Genomic DNA, 18,281 nt, shown 5'->3' on the forward strand with positions numbered 1-18,281 from the left:
GTAAAAAATATCCTATTTTTCAATACATTATTTAAAATAATATAAGGTGAAGGAAATTGGTAAAAGAAATATATTTCTAAAGTATTTTTCTCATTTTATACATAAATATTGAGAAAATTTCACTCACCCTAAATGGAAAGGTAATAGAATTGCTCGTATAGAAATACTCGTAGATTCACTTTATTTCGTTACTTGTGGACAGTAATAGCCTTATAGGAATGGGGTAAAGGTTTCAATTTATTAGGGGGAGTGGTTCTATGTTAAACAAAAAAATGGTGGCAATGGCAATGACTGTGCCATTAGTAATGGGGACAATTTCTACTGTTTCGGCACTGGAAAAACAACAGCAAGTAAAGTTAGAAGCTTATTCACCACAGAAAAAAGCAATTGAATATTTAAAGGGACATGCTACGGAATATGGATTGAAGGCGGACCTTTCAGACTTACAATATATTTCTACAACAGAAACATCAGTAGCTTCATATGTTAGGTTCCAACAAGTAGTTAATGGTGCTCCTGTATTTTCAAAACAAATTACAGTTACTCTTAACGGTGAGGGAAAAGGATTACTTGCCGTTTCTGATTATCAGCCTGTTACAGGTGTGAAGGAAGTTACGAAAAAAATTAGTGGAAAAGATGCAGAACAAAAATCGATGGCGTATGTTGGAGGAGAAAGTGAGCAAAATCTATGGGCTCCTACAGAAAAAGAATTCGGATATATTGTTGAAGAAGGTGTCGCTCTTCCAGTATATAAAGTGGTAGTCCATTCTAATAATCCATTCGGTGCATGGGAAACATTCATTGATGCAGAAAATGGAAAGTTAATTAAAAAGGTTGATATAAACCGAAAAGCAGAAGGAACAGGAAAAGTATTTTTACCTAATCCTGTCGTATCTAGTGGTAGTAAAACAGGATTAAAAGATAGTAATGATGCAGATTCAACAGCACTAACGAATCAACTGAAAACTGTTACGTTAAAAGGTTTAGATGGTACAGGATTTTTAATTGGTGAGTATGTTACAATTTCTTCAAAAGCGAAGACGAAATCTACAAACTTACAATTTAACTATACACGTGCAAATGATAGCTTTGAAGATGTTATGTCGTATTATCATATCGATACATTGCAGCGTTACATTCAAGGATTGGGCATTAACAATATTAATAATCGTTCTATTAAAGTGAATGTAAATGGTACAACTGATGATAACTCATTTTATTCACCATCAACGAAAGCCTTAACTTTCGGTACTGGCGGAGTAGATGATGCAGAAGATGCGGGCATTATCGCGCATGAATATGGACATTCTATTCAAGATAATCAAGTACCAGGCTTCGGAAGTTCACCAGAAGGTGGAGCGATGGGAGAAGGGTTTGGAGACTTCTTAGGTGCTACTTATGAAGATGCAGTATCGACAACAGGTTACGGTAAAGCATGTATTGGAGAATGGGATGCGACCGCTTATTCTAGTTCAGATCCGACGTGCTTACGCCGATTAGATACGAATAAAGTATACCCGAAAGATATAACGAATGAAGTGCATAATGATGGAGAAATTTGGGCTCAAGGTCAATACGAAATGGCACAGGCCTTTGGCCGTGATGTAGCAACAAAAATTATTTTACAATCACATTGGTCATTAACGCCAAATGCTAAATTCCGTGATGGAGCGAAGGCGATTAAACAAGCAGATGCTCTTTTATACGGTGGACAACACGCTGCTGATATCGATCGTATTTGGGCAGCGAGAGGAATTAGTACGAATTAATATAAAAAGTCGTGGCATTAATAATCCACGACTTTTTAATTTGCTTAAGAACTGGTACTAGTAAATACAGTTATATCAATGATAGTGTGAATATATCTACATTCTATTTACTTTTTTGCGTCTTTAAAAACAAAATGCTCTTTAAATTTTCTAGACTCAACTTTTTGACCGTTTCTCATAGAGCGGAAAGGGTGTTCTTGCCATGTAATGATAACGTCAACCTCATCTGCTTTTGTAGAAACTGGGAAGTTAGCATGTTCAAATCCAGTTTTTCCACTTGCTAGACGACCTTCTTTTCTGGAAAAGAGTTCATACTTTGTTTTTGTATTCGGTTCATTCCGAAAAACTTCAACTTGTACATTATACACTTCACTTTTCCCGAGATTTTTTACAGAGAAATGATATGTTTGAAATACACCTTTTTTAGGTTGCAACAATTTTTCACTCGTTTTTTTCACTTCATCAATATTTACTTGCCATTGATTAGAATTTTGAGAAACCGGTAAAGATTTTGGGGAATAAGCATACGCTTCATTAACTACAACTATGCATAATAATAAGAGAAAAAAAATAATGGCTTTTTTCATATGTACACCTCCGCAATAAATTTGATATTAATATGCGTGAGAAGTTGGATTTGTATGTAACAAAATGGAAATTATTATGATGTATTCTAAAAGGATATAAAAGGCTAAGTTATTTCAAAATAATTGTGTAGACAGTTCGTATTATTTATATTTAGAAGAATTTAGTTTTCGGAAAAAACCAGAAATTTTTAAAAAAGGCTTGCGTTTTATAAATCGAAGAGATAGAATACTCTGTAAATATAAAAAGTGATGATTAGGAAAAGTACATGATGCATGGGTCTACAGAGAGCAATCGGTTGCTGGGAAGATTGCGATACCGCATGATGGAAAGACACCTGTGAGTGTTGCTTTGAACGTGATAATTAGTAAAAGCAAACGGTACCTACCGTTATCAGGGCTAAGATGGTCATTATGACAATTTGGGTGGTACCGCGGAAAAATCCGTCCCTATTTATAGGGGCGGATTTTTGTATTCTTTGAAAGGAGGTGAGTGACCGTGGATGATGATGACGACGACAACAACAATAAAGTAAATAAAAATAAAATTAATGGAGGGAAATATAATGGATCAAATAATGAAGCGCTCACTCACACGAGAATGTACGGAGCATAGCGGGAAGGTTGTATTACTACAAGGGTGGGTAAAAAAGATTCGTCATCTAGGAAATGTTAGCTTTTTATTATTAAGGGACCGAACGGGAGTTATTCAATGTGTATTAGAAAACGAGTTATCCGGATACAAAGTTGATGTTGAAAGTGTCGTCCAAATAATTGGAGAAATAGTAGAGACACCGAAAACAGAATTAGGTATTGAAGTACTTGCACGTAAAGTGAAAGTATTAAATGGTGCAGAGCCACTTCCATTTGAGATAAATAAAAAGAAGCTACAAGTTGGCTTAGATCAACTGTTGAATGAGCGTGTATTATCATTAAGGCATGAGCGAATCGCGGCGGTTTTTAAAGTGAAATCGACACTCGTTCAAAGTTTTAGTGAATTCCTAATAGAGAACGATTTCACACGTATATTTACTCCGAAAATTGTCTCGCAAGGGGCAGAAGGAGGAGCGAATGTTTTTAAGCTTCCATATTTCCAAAAAGAAGCGTATTTAGCTCAATCACCACAGTTTTATAAACAAATGATGGTAGCGGGAGGACTCGAATGTGTTTTTGAAATTGCTCCTGTGTACCGGGCTGAACATCATAACTCGTCACGACATTTAAATGAATATATATCGTTAGACGTAGAACTTGGATTTATTCATGATTTTCATGAAGTGATGCAATTAGAAACAGATGTTTTACGATATATGTTTCAACAAGTAGGAGAAAAATGTGAAAGAGAACTACAACTATTACAAGTAACAGTACCTGTTATTGCGGAAATTCCTAAAATCACATTATCAGAAGCACAAGAAGTTTTGAAAAGTCAGTATCGAAAAGAATCTCCCATAGGGGATTTAGATACAGAAGGTGAAAAGTTACTAGGGAAATATGTGAAAGAAACGTATAATAGTGAATTTGTATTCATTACACATTATCCGAGAGAAGCGAGACCAATGTATACGATGCCAAATAACGAGAATTCAGCTATTACTGATTCTTTTGACTTATTGTATAAAGGGCTAGAGATTACGTCAGGTGCACAGCGAATTCATAACTATGACATGTTACTTGCCTCTTTTAAAGAAAAAGGATTACATCCAGATAAATTTCAATCGTATTTAGATACATTCCGATACGGTTGTCCACCACATGGTGGTTTTGGGATAGGATTAGAAAGGGTTGTGTATCGACTTTTAGAATTATCCAACGTGAGGGAAGCGAGTGCTTTTCCGAGAGATTGTACTCGTCTTATACCGTAAAAAAGAATCTTCGCGATTATCGCGAAGATTCTTTTTTAATGTTCTTTATATTTCATTTGTAAATATTTTCTATATAAGTCTATAAAAATCCTTTTCGACAAAATAATTAATATATACCTTGACAGTTATAAATATAACCGATATACTTCATATTAATTTCAAAAGAAAATATATTCTAAATATTAAAATGTGTTGAATAGGAGTAGTAAGGTCATGTATTTGTACAGAGAGCTATGGGTTGGTGTGACATAGTCAAATGACATCCTGAACTCGCCTAGGAGCAGTAAGGTGGAACGGAATCACATTCTTAGTAAATCTTAACGGTTAACCTTCGATATTAGGTTTGTAATCAAACGATTACTACTAAGGTGGATTCATAATGGAATCAATAAGGGTGGTACCGCGTTAAGTAAATGGCTTAGCGTCTCTTTATATAAAGAGATGCTAGGCCATTTTTTATTTTATAGAAAAAGAAATGGAGGGTTTATTCGGATAGGTATATAAAATTTATTTATTTATATAAAAAGATTTAAATGGGAGGAAAATAAGATGAAACAGACGGAGCAATGGACTTCGAAATTAGGTTTTATAATGGCAGCAGCAGGATCAGCAATTGGACTTGGCGCAATATGGAAGTTTCCTTATATCGCTGGAAAGAGCGGGGGAGGAGCATTCTTTTTAATCTTTATATTATTTACTGTATTAATTGGACTACCACTACTTATTGCTGAATTTATGATTGGACGCAGTACACAGAAACAAGCAGTTGGAGCATTTAAAAGTATCGCACCAAATACAGGATGGCACTGGATAGGACGTCTTGGTGTTGGAACTTGTTTTATACTACTTTCGTTTTATAGTGTTGTAGGTGGATGGGTACTAATTTATTTATTCAGAGGAGTAACTGGACAACTTATTACTCCGGGACAAAATTATAGTGCATTATTCACAGAGACAATTGGAAATTCCACTTGGGCCATTATCGGACATTTTGCATTTATGTTCATTACGATATGGGTTGTATCAAAAGGTGTACAAAATGGGATTGAAAAAGCAAGTAAATATATGTTACCAGCGTTGTTCGTATTATTTGTCGCTCTTATTATTCGTTCATTAACACTTGATGATGCGATGCAAGGTGTGAAGTTTTTCTTACAGCCGGATTTCTCAAAAATTACTTCAGAAAGTATTTTGTTCGCAATGGGGCAATCATTCTTTGCGATTAGTATAGGAATTTCGATTATGGTTACGTATAGCTCGTATTTAAATAAAAAAGAAAGTTTACCAAAATCAGCAGTTACGATTGTTGGATTGAATTTATTCGTTTCTTTATTTGCGGGACTTGCTATATTTCCAGCAGTATTTTCATTAGGAATGGAGCCAACAGAAGGACCTGGATTACTATTTATCGTATTGCCATCTGTATTTAGTCAAATTCCATTCGGTGGACTATTCTTAACAGTATTTCTTGCGTTATTTACATTTGCGACATTAACATCGGCATTTTCACTACTAGAGACGGTCGTTTCAGCATTAGCAAATGGCGAGCAAGAAAGAAGAAATAAACTATCATGGATCATCGGTTTCTGCATTTTCCTAGTAGGTATACCATCTGCGTTATCATTTGGAGTATGGAGTGATATTACGATTTTTGGGAAGAATATTTTTGATGCGATAGACTTCTTATCTAGTAATATATTAATGCCACTCGGAGCATTATTTATTAGTATTTTCGTATCATTCAAAATGGAAAAGAAAGTGTTAGAAGCTGAATTTTTTATAGGTGGAAATTACGGAAAGAAAGTATTTACTACCTGGGTATTTTTACTTCGATTTATAGCTCCACTTGCGATAGTTATCGTATTTTTAAATGTAATAGGGATTATTTAAGTTTAAATGTTATAATATTCAGTAAAAAAAGAAGGTGATGATAATAAAAACAAATTTGATTGAAGTTGGGAAATATATGAACATTAGAGGGAAAAAGCTATACGTTGAAACACATGGAAGTCCTAAAAATAAGCCAGTATTATTTTTACACGGTGGTCCAGGTGAAAGCTGTTATGATTTTTCATTTCATCAAGCGGAACGATTAAAAGATTCCTTATATGTAATTATGATAGATCAAAGAGGGGTTTGTCGGTCAGAAGTAATTACCGAAGAAGAAACTTTTGGACTATGTGATTTAATTGAAGACTGTGAAGAACTAAGAAAAGTATTACAAATTGAGAAATGGTCTGTAATTGGACATTCTTTCGGTGGATATTTAGCGTTGTTATATGCGTCGATGTATCCAAATTCAATAGAGAAAATAATATTTGAAGGTCCGACTTTCGATTTTGCATTAACAAGTAGGGCCTTACTACAAAAGACAGGAACTTTATTAAAAAAGTATGGAAAAGAATTAGTGGCAGAAGACTGCTTTGCTTATTTATCTAATAATGCTAGTTCAGAAGAGTTGTTAGAAGCTTATATAAGAGTAAGCGCTGAATTAGAAGAAAAAAGAATGGAGATTTACAATTATAAGGAAGATGAGACAGACGATAGTTTATATAGTGATGAAGTGTGGGAAGTATTTTCAAATCGTTCCAAAATCCATTTCGATAGATTAAAATCAGAGGGAGCATGTCATACGTCATTATTATCTAAAATAAAAGATATACAAAATCCAATGTTATTAATTGTAGGAAAACATGATGTAGTAACGTGTGAAAAACAAATTGAAACATTTAATAAAGATGCTCAAAATGGGAAGCATATCATATTCGAAGAGAGTGGCCATACACCACATTATGAGGAAGCTGATCGATTTGCTGAAACAGTCATTCATTTTTTGAACTAAAAAAGAAAGAGCGCTTCGTATAATGCGAAGCGCTCTATTTTAAATTTCTGGATAAGTGATTGTAATATTAGGCCATTTACTTTGCCATTTCTTTTGATTAACCCTATTTTTGTACATATGTATTCGTTCTTTCGTTTCACGAAAATGGGCTGTAGGCTGCACTTGTAATGAAAGTACATCTTCAATTCCGCACGGGGATGTTAATATGACATTATTCTTCTCGTCTAATGTAACACCAAGTGCGGTTGCTGTTTCAGGAAATTTAGAAATAGCATCAACAGCAGAAGAATATGGTGGCATGTTATTCACCACATGCATACGAGCTTGATTCTTTACTGACCAAGGGATAGTAGGATCCATATTCATTAGTTTCGTTTCTAACGATTGTTCGTATGTCTCATCTTTATGTAATTGATCAAAATAGATGACATCAACATCTGGTGTAGCTGTCCGTACTTCGTAGTTATGTAAAGTATCCCAAAGTTTAGAACGAACAAACCCAGCGCAAATCCACCAATCAGGTAGCTCTAGTGATTTTGCTAGTTGTAATACGTTCATCATCCATTTGTCGTTTTCTATTAAGCGAATTATATCTTGCTCTGTTTGTATCTTCATTGATAAATTCACCTTTCTAGTAAATTAATGCATCAGTTCAATAATCCATAAAATCCAGTAAGCACCTGGTACGAACAACAGTTGTGCGAGTAAAGTACCGAGAAGTCTAGATATCATTAGCCAGCCATACATTTTACTCATTGCTTCAGCACCCTTTTCTGATTGTAAAGCTCGTTCTGTTAAAAGAGCAATGCGTGGATCGAGTAGCACTGTTAATAAAATGGTAGCAAAACCATTAACAAGGCCAGAAGCTGTACTTGCATTTGTTGCGTAATCTGGGTTTAAAAAGGAAGCGTAAAGGGCTGAAAGGACACCCGCTGTATAAATTGCAGTAGCAAACATGTTGATAAGCATAATACGCTTTGGGATACCACCGATCCTCATTCGATGAATCATTTCGAATTTTGGGAAGCGTACATATTTTTTTGTGTACTTTAATTTTTGAATGTTATTCGTCTTCATCATTCGAATGAATGAACCATCCGTTTCAAAGTTTTGAATAACGTATCCAAATAGCTTTGTCAAAGTTGGATAGAGTATAATCGCGAGCAATGTACCGACAGAAGCAGATAATAGAACGAGCCGTATAATATGCTCTAAATCAATAGAAGAATCTAGCTTTGCTTCATCGACAATACCACCAATTAAAAAAGCTTGTAGTAAGTTAGATGTTCTTGAAATAAGTAGTACCATTCCTACGATGGATAAGGCAACGACAATCTTTTTTAAACGTACACCAGCTAATCGAATACTATAAGAGCTAGTTTCAACTGCGTGGATAACAATTGTGAAAGCCATTATAAAAATTAACGTAATTGACATGTGTTTCACCAGTTTCTATTAAATTAATTATAACTTTTTCACTTTATCATATCTTTTGTGATTTTGTAACTGAAAGTATAAGGGGTAGAAAAAGTAATTTTCTGAAAAGTTGAATGGTGATAGTATAGTAAAGGTGTAAGTAGGAGAATGGCCTTAATGGGGTACATATAAAATCAGTGGGGGAATGAAATATGTATACAACATTTCTATTTGATTTAGATGGAACATTAACTGATCCGAAAGAAGGGATTATAAATTCTGTTCTATACGCGTTAGAAAAAATCGGGATCGAAGAAGTAAATATAAGCGAGTTAGATTCATTTATCGGCCCACCAATACAACAATCTTTTGTAGATAGATATAATATGAATGAAATAGAAGTAGAACGAGCAGTGTTTTATTTTCGGGAATATTTAAAGCAAAGTGGTTTATTAGAGAATAAAGTATACGATGGAATTCCAACCCTATTGCAAGAATTAAAGGATGCTGGCAATCGTTTGTTTGTAGCAACTTCAAAGCCTACTGTATTTGCGAAACAAGTAATAGAGCACTTTCAGTTAACATCTTTTTTTGAAGAGATTGTTGGGAGCAATTTAGATGGGACAAGAATAAAAAAGGAAGAAATAATTGCTCATATTTTACAAACAAATGAAGAACTTCAAAAAGAAGAAATGGTGATGATTGGTGATAGAAAGCATGACGTAATCGGTGCGAACAGTAACGGAATTGCTTCAATAGGTGTATTGTATGGATATGGTAATGAGAATGAATTGAGTGATGCTGGGGCGAGTCATATAGTGAAAGATGTCGAAGAGTTACAAAGCTTTTGTATAGAGAATAGTACGATAAAATTATAGAAATAGAACCTAGAAATCCCTTTATAACATATGACGATGAAATCGTTTTTGTTTAAAGGGATTTTACATATGTAATCGAATACTATAATTAGACAATTTTAGCATGAAAAATTTGTAATAAAGTGAAACTTTAATCAGTGGAGGTTTTGTCCATCCTCCACTGATTATCAGCCCTCACCAATCGAGCTTTTACGGGCAGTTGATCTCTCGCCTAGCTTCCGCGCATTCGCCGAATTTTAAGATGGGAGTCATACTGCCCGCAAATAGCGGGATAAAAAGAGGAGGAATGTCATGAAATAAAAGGTTTCGAAATACTAGTGAAAGTTCGTTGTCAAAAGATTGAATTTTCAGTTTAAAAGGAGGGTTATAATTGGAGCTAGTTATTATTTTATTAGCACTTAGTTTACTCATGTTTGTAGCATATAAAGGATTTTCTGTAATATTATTCGCACCGATTTTTGCATTATTTGCGGTATTTTTGACAGAGCCTAGTTTTGTATTACCTTTCTTTTCAAATATTTTTATGGAGAAAATGGTAGGGTTTATTAAATTATATTTCCCTGTGTTTTTACTTGGAGCAATATTTGGGAAAGTAGTAGAAATGTCAGGAATCGCTGATTCCATCGCAAAGACGATTGTAGAGTTAGTTGGAGAAAAACGTACAATTTTAGCGATTGTTTTAATGGGAGCTATTTTAACGTATAGCGGTGTTAGTGTGTATGTAGTGGTATTCGCTATATTTCCGTTTGCGGCTAAGTTGTTTCGACAAGCGGATATCCCAAAGCGTTTAATCCCTGGCACAATCGTTCTTGGAGCAGCAACATTTACAATGGATGCGCTTCCTGGATCACCACAAATTCAAAATGTAATACCTACAACTTTTTTTAAAACTGATATTTATGCAGCACCGATACTTGGTATTTTAGGCGCAATTTTTGTTTTAACGTTAGGTTTACTTTATTTAGAGAGTAGGCGTAAGAAGGCAAAAGCAGCAGGAGAAGGGTATTTTGGTTTTAACGATGGAAAGTCTGAAATGGCAGCATCTTTACAATTAGAACAAAAAGATATACCGATACTAAGCAGTATTGAAATCACAAGAGTACAGCAAGTAATTGCGTTTGTACCACTTATTTTAGTAGGTGTAATGAATAAAGTTTTCACAATCATGATACCAAAGTGGTATCCAAATGGTTTTGATTTCTCAGCTATTGGTATGAAAGCATTTGGAAAAGTAGAATTAAGTGCGGTAGTTGGAATTTGGTCTGTAGAATTGGCACTTATTATAGGGATTTTATCAACGCTTTTATTATATTGGAAACGAGTAGTAACTGGATTTCAAGCTGGATTGAATACAAGTATTGGTGGAGCGCTACTTGCAACAATGAATACAGGAGCTGAATTTGGATTTGGCGGTGTTATTGCAGCACTTCCAGGTTTTGCAATTATGAGAGATAGCATCTCTGCAACTTTCACGAATCCATTAGTGAATGGGGCAGTAACGACGAATATTTTGGCTGGTATTACTGGATCAGCATCAGGAGGAATGGGGATTGTTTTAAGTGCGATGGGAGATAAATTTATTGCAGCGGCCAATCAATATGATATTCCATTAGAAGTTATGCACCGCATTGTATCAATGGCATCAGGCGGAATGGATACATTACCACATAATGGTGCAATTATTACTATTCTAACGGTAACAGGATTAACACATAAACAGTCATATAAAGATATATTTGCTATTACAGTTTTGAAAACGGTCGCTGTATTTGCAGTCATCGCGTTCTATACTTTAACAGGAATCTATTAATACTAGTTAATATACGAAAAGAAAATATTTATCAGATTGATATTTTACATAATAAAATATTTATTGTAACTACTCAGTCACTCTATGAAAAATCGGCAGAAAAGTTTTTTAAGTTGGTCGAGAGAGGACCTGGCTATGTATAGGAGCGGTCAGGGCCTTTCCTGCCACGCGCAAAGTTTTAAAACAAAGAAAGGTAGCAAGGTGTAGGTCCATTTTTATCTTCATGGCAGCAATCTATATGCTGAAAAATGAAAACAACTTTCTATAGTTAATAAGGGGGCTTATTTTAACTGGAATAATACACTTTATCAAACTTCTGAATGAAATGCATGGCTAAGTAGTTGCAAATATTTATTATAGATAGAAGGGGTGGAGTACTTGCAAGAAGTTGCTGAGTTTCGTATGCCGAAGTCTGTATTATATGGGAGAAATTCGTTTGAAAAACTAGGGGATCAATCAAGAAAGTTAGGGAAAAGGGCTTTTATTGTAAGTGATACAATTATGGAGAAGTTGGGTTATGTTGAAAGATGTGTGGAGCACTTAAATGCGAAAGGGATTACTGTTATTACGTACAATGAAGTAAATACTGAGCCTACAAATTTACACGTATTAGAAGCGTTATCTATTTGTAAAGAAGGAAAAAACGATTTTATCATAGGTATTGGCGGAGGAAGTTGTATTGATGTTGCGAAAGCAGTAGCAGTGTTATATACAAATGGTGGAGAAATTGAAGATTACGTCCAAAAGGATATAGAAATAGAATACAATCCACTACCGCTAATCGCAATCCCAACGACTTCTGGTACTGGATCGGAAGTAACAAGTGTAGCAGTAATTACGAATAAAAAAACAGATGTGAAAATGATGATAAAACATCCAAGCTTTATCCCTCATGTTGCGATAATAGACCCGATTTTTACAAGTTCGGTACCACCTCATATTACTGCAGCAACGGGAGTAGATGCATTATGCCATGCAATTGAAGCTTATATTTCTAAAGTTTCACAACCTCTTACAGATGTTCTTGCTCTTTCAGCTATTGAAAGCATTATGAAATATTTACGTATCGCATATGAAGATGGAGATAATATGGAAGCAAGGGAAGCAATGATGATTGCTTCATTACAAGCTGGGATTGCTTTTTCAAATGCATCTGTTACATTAGTGCATGGTATGTCTCGTCCAGTGGGGGCATTATTTCATGTGCCACATGGAATATCGAATGCAATACTATTACCTGCAGTTTTAGAGTTTACAAAAATGAGTGCAATAAAAAGGTTAGCGGAAGTAGGACGTAGCTTAAACAAAGATTTGTATTCTCATTCTAATGAAGAAGTAGCGAACTACACGATTGCTGAAATTAAGAAACTTTGTTTTGATCTTCGTATTCCTAATTTAAGAGAATACGGAATTGATGAAGTAGAATTTGAAAATGCTATTTCTAAAATGGCGAAAGATGCTATCGAAAGTGGGAGTCCAAGTAACAATCCACGAGTTCCATCTTATGATGAAATAAAAGAGCTCTATCGAAAATGCTTTGACTATAAATATGAGTCTACTACAAATGTTATTTTCTGAATATTCTTTAATTATTTCCGTGGAAATGAAAAATAACTTTAAATCATGTAGAGGGTTTATTTGATAAAGAAAATATTTTCATTGCTATAAAACGATATTCATTATGTATAAATTACAGTATTAGTGTTGAATAAAACAATATTATCTTAAAGGTGAATATATGAAATTAATAGGTCTTATTGGTGGAATGAGCTGGGAATCATCTACTGAGTATTACAAAATAATAAATGAAGAAATAAAAATAAGATATAATTTTATTATGTAAACAACAATCGTATGTGTGGAAAACATTCAGAAAATATCTTATAATGTAAGTGGTTACATTTGAGGGGGAATGCGGATGTTTTCAGTTCAACCAATCGCATTTGTACATAATGAAAGAAAGGAAATAAAAGATGATGAGTGGGGAGATGTAAGATCCTGTATTACTTTAACTGATATGTATACAGAGGAAAGTATACAAGGGATCGAAGAGTTTTCTCATATTGAAGTTATTTTCTATTTTCATAAAGTAACAGATGAACAAATTCAATATTCTGCTAGACACCCTAGAAATAATAGTAAGTATCCGAAAGTAGGGATTTTTGCACAGCGTGGAAAAAATCGTCCGAACCGAATAGGAGCGACAATTGTTAATGTGATAAGAAGAGATGGAAAAACAATTGTTGTTGAAGGATTAGACGCAATCGATGGTACACCTATATTGGATATTAAGCCTGTTATGAAAGAATTTATACCGAGGGAAGAAATAAAGCAGCCTAAATGGGCAACAGATATTATGAAACAGTATTGGAAGGGGAATGGAGTAAAATGAGAATATATGAAGCAACAATTGCAGATTTAGATGGACTAGCATCTGTTTTTAATAACTATCGAGTATTTTATCGACAAGATTCCGATATTGAAGGAGCAAAAGTGTTTTTACGAAATCGAATCGAGAGAAAAGAATCCATTATTTTCGTCGCAGTTGAAGACGGTGAATATATTGGATTCACGCAACTATATCCTTCATTTTCTTCCATTTCGATGAAAGAATTATGGATTTTAAATGATCTGTTTGTACAAGAGGCAAAGCGCGGAGCCGGAACAGGTAAAAAATTATTAGAAGCTGCTAAAGAATTCGCCTTAGAAAATGGCGCAAAAGGTGTAAAATTACAAACAGAGATTGATAATTTATCAGCTCAGCGATTATACGCTGAAAATGGATACTTGAGAGATAATCGTTATTTCCATTATGAATTAACTTTTTGAAATATATATAGTTAAATGAGACGTTTTCAAAGTGAAGACGTCTCATTTAATTTTTTTATTGATGATTTAAAATCCAATTTGTAGCGTCTTCAAAGTTTTCTGCAATGTAATTCGGTTCAATATGTGCCCATTTGTCTCGGAACGTATGTAAAGCATCATATCCAGCACCAGTTCGAACTAATATTGTTGTTGCATTTACTTTTGCACCAGCAACAATATCAGTCCAGCGATCACCGATTACAGCGCATTTTGTTAAATCAAGCCTATGTTTTGCTGCTGCTTGCAGGAGCATACCTGTGCTCGGTTTGCGGCATTCACATCCGCCACCATGTTTATGAGGACAAAGGTAAATATCATCAAAACCAAACCCTTTTAATTCTTGCACAAAATCATTCGCAGTTGCTTTTCCATCCGCGATACCTGGTTGATTCGTAAAAGAGAATAGTTTAATATTTTGAGCTTTTAACTTTTGTAAAGATTCCTTTGTAAAAGGAAATAATGTGAAAGAACCTGGATAATGTATTGTAGTATCACCGCCAATTGTTCCGTCACGATCAATGAAAATAGCTTCAATGTTTTTCATAGTTACAGTCCTTTCAATTTAAAACTACAAACATTAAATATTCTCTTGAAATATGTTTTTTCCTGCTACCGAAACAAATATATCAGAAGTGATATAATACTAAATTAAGAGGGATATGTTATCATTTTCCTTGATTGTAATGTAAATGGAAAGAAGGTAAGTATTATGCTAGAGGTGAATATCCGCTCAGCCGGATATGAAATTGGTGAAAAGACAGTTCATGATATTGCCTTTGCAATTGAAAAAGGCGAGTTAGTTGCTCTTATTGGTGCGAATGGCGCAGGAAAGAGTACGACAATTAAATCGATACTCGGTTTGCTTGTCAATACGGATGGTGAAATCTCGTTTGGTGAAAAGAAAAATCCATATGCATATGTACCGGAGCATCCCACTTATTATGATTATTTAACTTTGTGGGAGCATATTGAATTGTTAATGGCTACCCGTGGAAATGAAGAGGGAAATTGGGAGGACAAAGCAAGGGAATTATTACATACGTTTCGAATGGAAAAACATATACACGAATACATATCAAAGTTTTCAAAAGGTATGAAACAAAAATCGATGCTAATATTAGCATTTTTAACAGAGCCAGATTTCTATATTATCGATGAGCCTTTTATCGGTTTAGATCCAGTAGCCACGAAAGACTTTTTGAATTACTTATATAAAGAAAAAGAGCGAGGAGCAGGTATATTACTTTGTACGCACGTGCTGGATACAGCTGAAAGAATTTGTGAAAGATTTTTACTCATTTCGCAAGGTACATTAGTAGCAGATGGGCATTTAGAGGCGATCCAATCGTTAGCAGAAATGCCAGGAAGTACACTGTTAGATTGTTTCGATGCAATTGTAAGGCGGGAACAAAATGATTAAACAACAGTTTAATAAAAGGTTACGTCATGAATTGCAAAGAAAATGGAAAGCGATTCGTTCTGTAACAGATTGGACAGTAGCATTATATATTGTTATTCCCGCACTTATATTTATTGGAATGTATTATCGTTCATTATGGATAAAAGAACTATCAATGGAAGAGACCGTTTATTTTGGATTAGGTTTACTTGCATTTTACTTTGTTACATTTTCAAGAGGAGTTCGCTCATTTTTTGAACAAGCAGATAGCTTATTTTTAATTTCGTACCCAAATCATATGCGAAGATTAATGAAGCTTGGCATGATATATACGTTAATTCGGATTGCAATAACGAACGCAATTGTAGTATTCATTATGCTGCCTATACTGATGAAAAGTATGGGAGCGACAATTATACAAATCGTACTGTTCTGGATTTTCTTTACTGTTTTTCGATTTATGCTATCGTTGTTGACGAGATTCATAAATGTACGTGTGGGGAAACGATGGGTTTTATTGATTATAAAAGATGTTATATTTTCTTTTAGTTTGATTTTTTTTGGAATCAGTGTATTTTTTATTTATAAAAATCCATTGTATTCCATATTATTTATCGGTCTAGCAGCTTTATTTACTATAGTCTTGGTAAAAGAAAAGATGAATTATAAAAATTTCTTTTTTAAAGAAGTTGAGAAAGAGAAAGAAGAAAGTATGCGTTGGACGGTAGGGATTATGCAAGTTGGTGGCCATGCTGCGAAGCCAAGTAGTTCGAATAAAAAACCGTGGATGTTCCCTCGTTCTAAAAAGATATTAGGAAAAAAATCTGATTCGCGTATTGTAGAAGCGTTTTTAAAAGAATTTTTGCGTACAAGTAGTGCTTTAATGTTTTATGTTCAAATTGTATGTATAAGTACTGTAAGTATTATCGTGACTCCGCAGTGGATAACAGTTATTATTCTTGTATTTGCTATAGTTGCTATTTCTCGCTATGCGCGTGATTATTGGAATGAATTTACGAAGAAAATGTTTCTACATTTATATTGTGATGAAGGAGAATTACTATTATTAAGGTGGAAGGCGGATCGTTATTTGCTCCTTCCAGTCGTATTTATGTACGGAACAGTCATCCTCTCACAGTTTTATTTATTGCCAGCAGTAATTATTGGAGTTATTTTTATAGTATTCATTGGTTGGATTGTATTTTTACCATAGAAAAAGAGCCGGAAATGGCTCTTTTTCTAGTCTGTAACACACTGATAAATAAAATATACTAAAAGGAGTATGCTTGCGGCGGAATATATGACATCTAAAGTCATTTGATTGCCTCCTCATTGTTGTTGTATTTCTAGTGTATGAAATCTTACAATTTCATATTCAAGTGAAAAATATGTGAACGTTAACAAATTTGTAAAGTGCAAAAATTACAATCATTTTGTATAATAGAAGAAACAACCGTTAAATAAAATATAATGAGTGAAAGGGGAGGGAACATAAATGCCAAATTGGTTTAGAAAAACCTTAGTCGCATTAATTACCGTATTTACGTTTGGTTTAGTGACGCCTCCTTCCATATTACTTGATAATGCCAAAGCTGCGGACAAGCCTACGAGCACAGCTGGGCAACAAAATTTGGAGAGTACGTCCTATACATATGAAGAAACGAATGATAGGTTAACCACTGATACTTTTGTTAACTATGCGATGCAAGAAGCAGAGAAGCAATCTATGCAAAAATTTGGCTCTAAAATTGGGCCTGTAATTGAAGATGAATTTAAAGATGTTGTATTACCTAAAATTGAAGAGGCAATTGCGGAACTTGCAAATGATGTGCCAGAAGAATCGTTACAATCATTAGCAATTTCTCAAAGACCAGCTGGCGGAAATAATGAAAAGATTTTTCATGTTTATGACACGAAATCAGGAAATGACTTACTGCGATTTCATGTAAGGAGAGATCATCCACCGCAAGATGGATATTATTTTAATTTCCACTATCATCGTTTTGATGATGGATACTCAGGACACCATGAGTTAGGAAATATTTATTGGAATACGAATGTACCGCCGAAATGGTTGTCTTAATGAAGAACAAGAGAAAATCTTGTTCTTTTTTTATGTGTATGAAAGGGTAAGACATTTATGATGTTGAATAACATAGGTTTAGGAAAAAAACAAAGGGAGTCTGGGAATGCAAAAATACATTGTTTTTGACTTTGATGGCACGTTAGTAGATTCACAAAATATATTTGTACCAATTTATAATCAACTTGCTGAAAAGCATGGATATAAGACAGTTAGTGAGGAAGAAATCGAGCCTTTACGAAAACTGACTATTGCTGAAAGATGTAAACAACTCGATGTACCACTGTATAAATTACCGATATTAGCGTTAGAGTTTTATAAATTATATCAACCTGCTATAAAAGATCTCGTTTTATTCCATGGGATGAAGGATGTTTTAGATGAATTACATAAAAAAGGCTACGGGATTGCGGTTATATCTTCGAACTCAGAAGAGCATATTAGGGCATTTTTACGTAATAATAGAATAGAAAATATTCAAGAAGTGTATTGTTCTAAAAATTTGTTTGGTAAAGATAAAATGATAAAAAGATTTTTAAAGTCGAAAAAGCTAACAGAACAAGATATGTTGTATGTCGGTGATGAACAGAGAGACGTAGCAGCATGTAAAAAGGCTGGGGTAAACGTAATTTGGGTATCTTGGGGGTATGATGTCATTGAAACAGTGAAAAAAGATGCACCAGATTATATGGTTCATACGCCAATGGAAATTGTGCAAGTAGTACAAGGGGCGCATTCTTAAAATGAATACACTTCGAGCAGGCATT

17 protein-coding genes, 1 pseudogene and 2 other annotated features are annotated in these 18,281 nt (G+C 34.3%); of the genes and pseudogenes, 14 read left to right on the forward strand and 4 right to left on the reverse strand.

Going from position 1 to position 18,281, the window contains the following annotated elements; all coding sequences use genetic code 11:
- The first annotated feature begins 257 nt into the window (after positions 1 to 257).
- Entirely contained in the window at positions 258 to 1,769 is a 1,512-nt protein-coding gene (locus tag MHB76_RS10675; protein ID WP_340986428.1) for a M36 family metallopeptidase, read from the forward strand.
- Between the two features lie 107 nt (positions 1,770 to 1,876).
- Here MHB76_RS10675 and MHB76_RS10680 read toward each other — a convergent pair whose 3' ends face one another.
- Complete coding sequence (locus MHB76_RS10680) at positions 1,877 to 2,356, reverse strand: hypothetical protein (RefSeq protein ID WP_078173715.1); 480 nt, start codon at positions 2,354 to 2,356, stop codon at positions 1,877 to 1,879.
- Positions 2,357 to 2,596: 240 nt separating this feature from the next.
- Positions 2,597 to 2,808 (forward strand) — a binding site (T-box leader).
- Between the two features lie 111 nt (positions 2,809 to 2,919).
- Here MHB76_RS10680 and aspS point away from each other — a divergent pair.
- The 3 genes from aspS to MHB76_RS10695 all read left to right on the forward strand — a co-directional run bounded on the left by aspS (position 2,920) and on the right by MHB76_RS10695 (position 7,060).
- A complete protein-coding gene (aspS, locus tag MHB76_RS10685) occupies positions 2,920 to 4,218 on the forward strand; it encodes an aspartate--tRNA(Asn) ligase (RefSeq protein WP_340986431.1) in 1,299 nt (432 codons plus the stop codon).
- A gap of 183 nt (positions 4,219 to 4,401) precedes the next feature.
- Positions 4,402 to 4,650 (forward strand) — a binding site (T-box leader).
- Positions 4,651 to 4,767: 117 nt separating this feature from the next.
- Positions 4,768 to 6,108, forward strand: a complete 1,341-nt coding sequence (locus MHB76_RS10690; RefSeq protein ID WP_340986432.1) for a sodium-dependent transporter — start codon at positions 4,768 to 4,770, stop codon at positions 6,106 to 6,108.
- A gap of 37 nt (positions 6,109 to 6,145) precedes the next feature.
- Positions 6,146 to 7,060, forward strand: coding sequence for an alpha/beta fold hydrolase (locus tag MHB76_RS10695; protein WP_078173711.1), 915 nt, complete (start codon positions 6,146 to 6,148; stop codon positions 7,058 to 7,060).
- A 39-nt stretch (positions 7,061 to 7,099) separates the two neighbouring features.
- On the opposite strand, the gene MHB76_RS10700 is transcribed toward MHB76_RS10695, so the two are convergent.
- Complete coding sequence (locus MHB76_RS10700) at positions 7,100 to 7,675, reverse strand: nucleotidyltransferase family protein (RefSeq protein ID WP_340986435.1); 576 nt, start codon at positions 7,673 to 7,675, stop codon at positions 7,100 to 7,102.
- Between the two features lie 24 nt (positions 7,676 to 7,699).
- Positions 7,700 to 8,497, reverse strand: a complete 798-nt coding sequence (locus MHB76_RS10705) for a lipid II flippase family protein (RefSeq protein WP_078173709.1) — start codon at positions 8,495 to 8,497, stop codon at positions 7,700 to 7,702.
- 191 nt (positions 8,498 to 8,688) lie between these two features.
- On the opposite strand from MHB76_RS10705, the gene MHB76_RS10710 reads away from it, so the two are divergent.
- The 6 genes and pseudogenes from MHB76_RS10710 (at position 8,689) to MHB76_RS10735 (ending at position 13,993) form a co-directional block, all read left to right on the forward strand.
- Positions 8,689 to 9,354 (forward strand): HAD family hydrolase, encoded by a 666-nt coding sequence (locus tag MHB76_RS10710; protein WP_340986437.1) that lies wholly within the window; start codon positions 8,689 to 8,691, stop codon positions 9,352 to 9,354.
- Positions 9,355 to 9,724: 370 nt separating this feature from the next.
- The gene (locus MHB76_RS10715; RefSeq protein WP_002200657.1) at positions 9,725 to 11,164 is read left to right on the forward strand and encodes a GntP family permease; all 1,440 of its coding nucleotides are present in this window, start codon (positions 9,725 to 9,727) and stop codon (positions 11,162 to 11,164) included.
- Between the two features lie 378 nt (positions 11,165 to 11,542).
- Positions 11,543 to 12,742, forward strand: coding sequence for an iron-containing alcohol dehydrogenase (locus MHB76_RS10720; protein ID WP_340986440.1), 1,200 nt, complete (start codon positions 11,543 to 11,545; stop codon positions 12,740 to 12,742).
- A gap of 160 nt (positions 12,743 to 12,902) precedes the next feature.
- Positions 12,903 to 12,989: pseudogene (locus MHB76_RS10725) on the forward strand (aspartate racemase); the annotation flags it as partial.
- Between the two features lie 93 nt (positions 12,990 to 13,082).
- A complete protein-coding gene (gene tsaA / locus MHB76_RS10730; protein ID WP_002158028.1) occupies positions 13,083 to 13,556 on the forward strand; it encodes a tRNA (N6-threonylcarbamoyladenosine(37)-N6)-methyltransferase TrmO in 474 nt (157 codons plus the stop codon).
- Positions 13,553 to 13,993 (forward strand): GNAT family N-acetyltransferase, encoded by a 441-nt coding sequence (locus MHB76_RS10735; RefSeq protein ID WP_033710381.1) that lies wholly within the window; start codon positions 13,553 to 13,555, stop codon positions 13,991 to 13,993. Before tsaA ends, MHB76_RS10735 begins: the two co-directional genes overlap by 4 nt.
- Positions 13,994 to 14,048: 55 nt before the next feature.
- Here MHB76_RS10735 and MHB76_RS10740 read toward each other — a convergent pair whose 3' ends face one another.
- Positions 14,049 to 14,576: an HAD-IIIA family hydrolase gene (locus tag MHB76_RS10740; protein ID WP_340986443.1), complete on the reverse strand. Its 528-nt coding sequence runs from the start codon at positions 14,574 to 14,576 to the stop codon at positions 14,049 to 14,051.
- 165 nt (positions 14,577 to 14,741) lie between these two features.
- Here MHB76_RS10740 and MHB76_RS10745 point away from each other — a divergent pair, with 165 nt between their 5' ends.
- The 4 genes from MHB76_RS10745 (at position 14,742) to MHB76_RS10760 (ending at position 18,256) form a co-directional block, all read left to right on the forward strand.
- Positions 14,742 to 15,452 carry an ABC transporter ATP-binding protein gene (locus MHB76_RS10745; RefSeq protein WP_340986445.1) on the forward strand — a complete coding sequence of 237 codons (711 nt, stop codon included), beginning with the start codon at positions 14,742 to 14,744 and terminating at the stop codon, positions 15,450 to 15,452.
- Positions 15,445 to 16,644 (forward strand): ABC transporter permease, encoded by a 1,200-nt coding sequence (locus MHB76_RS10750; RefSeq protein WP_340986448.1) that lies wholly within the window; start codon positions 15,445 to 15,447, stop codon positions 16,642 to 16,644. The genes MHB76_RS10745 and MHB76_RS10750 overlap by 8 nt, the downstream gene beginning before the upstream one ends.
- A 282-nt stretch (positions 16,645 to 16,926) precedes the next feature.
- Positions 16,927 to 17,514 (forward strand): YpjP family protein, encoded by a 588-nt coding sequence (locus MHB76_RS10755; protein ID WP_002031682.1) that lies wholly within the window; start codon positions 16,927 to 16,929, stop codon positions 17,512 to 17,514.
- A 106-nt stretch (positions 17,515 to 17,620) separates the two neighbouring features.
- Positions 17,621 to 18,256 carry an HAD-IA family hydrolase gene (locus MHB76_RS10760; protein ID WP_199710035.1) on the forward strand — a complete coding sequence of 212 codons (636 nt, stop codon included), beginning with the start codon at positions 17,621 to 17,623 and terminating at the stop codon, positions 18,254 to 18,256.
- Positions 18,257 to 18,281: the final 25 nt, after the last annotated feature.

The organism is Bacillus sp. FSL M7-1345, assembly GCF_038006985.1.
GTDB classification, from domain to species: Bacteria; Bacillota; Bacilli; order Bacillales; family Bacillaceae_G; genus Bacillus_A; species Bacillus_A cereus_U.

What these genes read in the sequence shown, in the direction of transcription:
- MHB76_RS10675 (WP_340986428.1), top strand. Translation starts at nt 258, where the DNA reads ATGTTAAACAAAAAAATGGTGGCAATGGCAATGACTGTGCCATTAGTA.
- MHB76_RS10680 (WP_078173715.1), bottom strand. Translation starts at nt 2,356, where the DNA reads ATGAAAAAAGCCATTATTTTTTTTCTCTTATTATTATGCATAGTTGTA.
- aspS (WP_340986431.1), top strand. Translation starts at nt 2,920, where the DNA reads ATGGATCAAATAATGAAGCGCTCACTCACACGAGAATGTACGGAGCAT.
- MHB76_RS10690 (WP_340986432.1), top strand. Translation starts at nt 4,768, where the DNA reads ATGAAACAGACGGAGCAATGGACTTCGAAATTAGGTTTTATAATGGCA.
- MHB76_RS10695 (WP_078173711.1), top strand. Translation starts at nt 6,146, where the DNA reads ATGATAATAAAAACAAATTTGATTGAAGTTGGGAAATATATGAACATT.
- MHB76_RS10700 (WP_340986435.1), bottom strand. Translation starts at nt 7,675, where the DNA reads ATGAAGATACAAACAGAGCAAGATATAATTCGCTTAATAGAAAACGAC.
- MHB76_RS10705 (WP_078173709.1), bottom strand. Translation starts at nt 8,497, where the DNA reads ATGTCAATTACGTTAATTTTTATAATGGCTTTCACAATTGTTATCCAC.
- MHB76_RS10710 (WP_340986437.1), top strand. Translation starts at nt 8,689, where the DNA reads ATGTATACAACATTTCTATTTGATTTAGATGGAACATTAACTGATCCG.
- tsaA (WP_002158028.1), top strand. Translation starts at nt 13,083, where the DNA reads ATGTTTTCAGTTCAACCAATCGCATTTGTACATAATGAAAGAAAGGAA.
- MHB76_RS10735 (WP_033710381.1), top strand. Translation starts at nt 13,553, where the DNA reads ATGAGAATATATGAAGCAACAATTGCAGATTTAGATGGACTAGCATCT.
- MHB76_RS10740 (WP_340986443.1), bottom strand. Translation starts at nt 14,576, where the DNA reads ATGAAAAACATTGAAGCTATTTTCATTGATCGTGACGGAACAATTGGC.
- MHB76_RS10745 (WP_340986445.1), top strand. Translation starts at nt 14,742, where the DNA reads ATGCTAGAGGTGAATATCCGCTCAGCCGGATATGAAATTGGTGAAAAG.
- MHB76_RS10750 (WP_340986448.1), top strand. Translation starts at nt 15,445, where the DNA reads ATGATTAAACAACAGTTTAATAAAAGGTTACGTCATGAATTGCAAAGA.
- MHB76_RS10755 (WP_002031682.1), top strand. Translation starts at nt 16,927, where the DNA reads ATGCCAAATTGGTTTAGAAAAACCTTAGTCGCATTAATTACCGTATTT.
- MHB76_RS10760 (WP_199710035.1), top strand. Translation starts at nt 17,621, where the DNA reads ATGCAAAAATACATTGTTTTTGACTTTGATGGCACGTTAGTAGATTCA.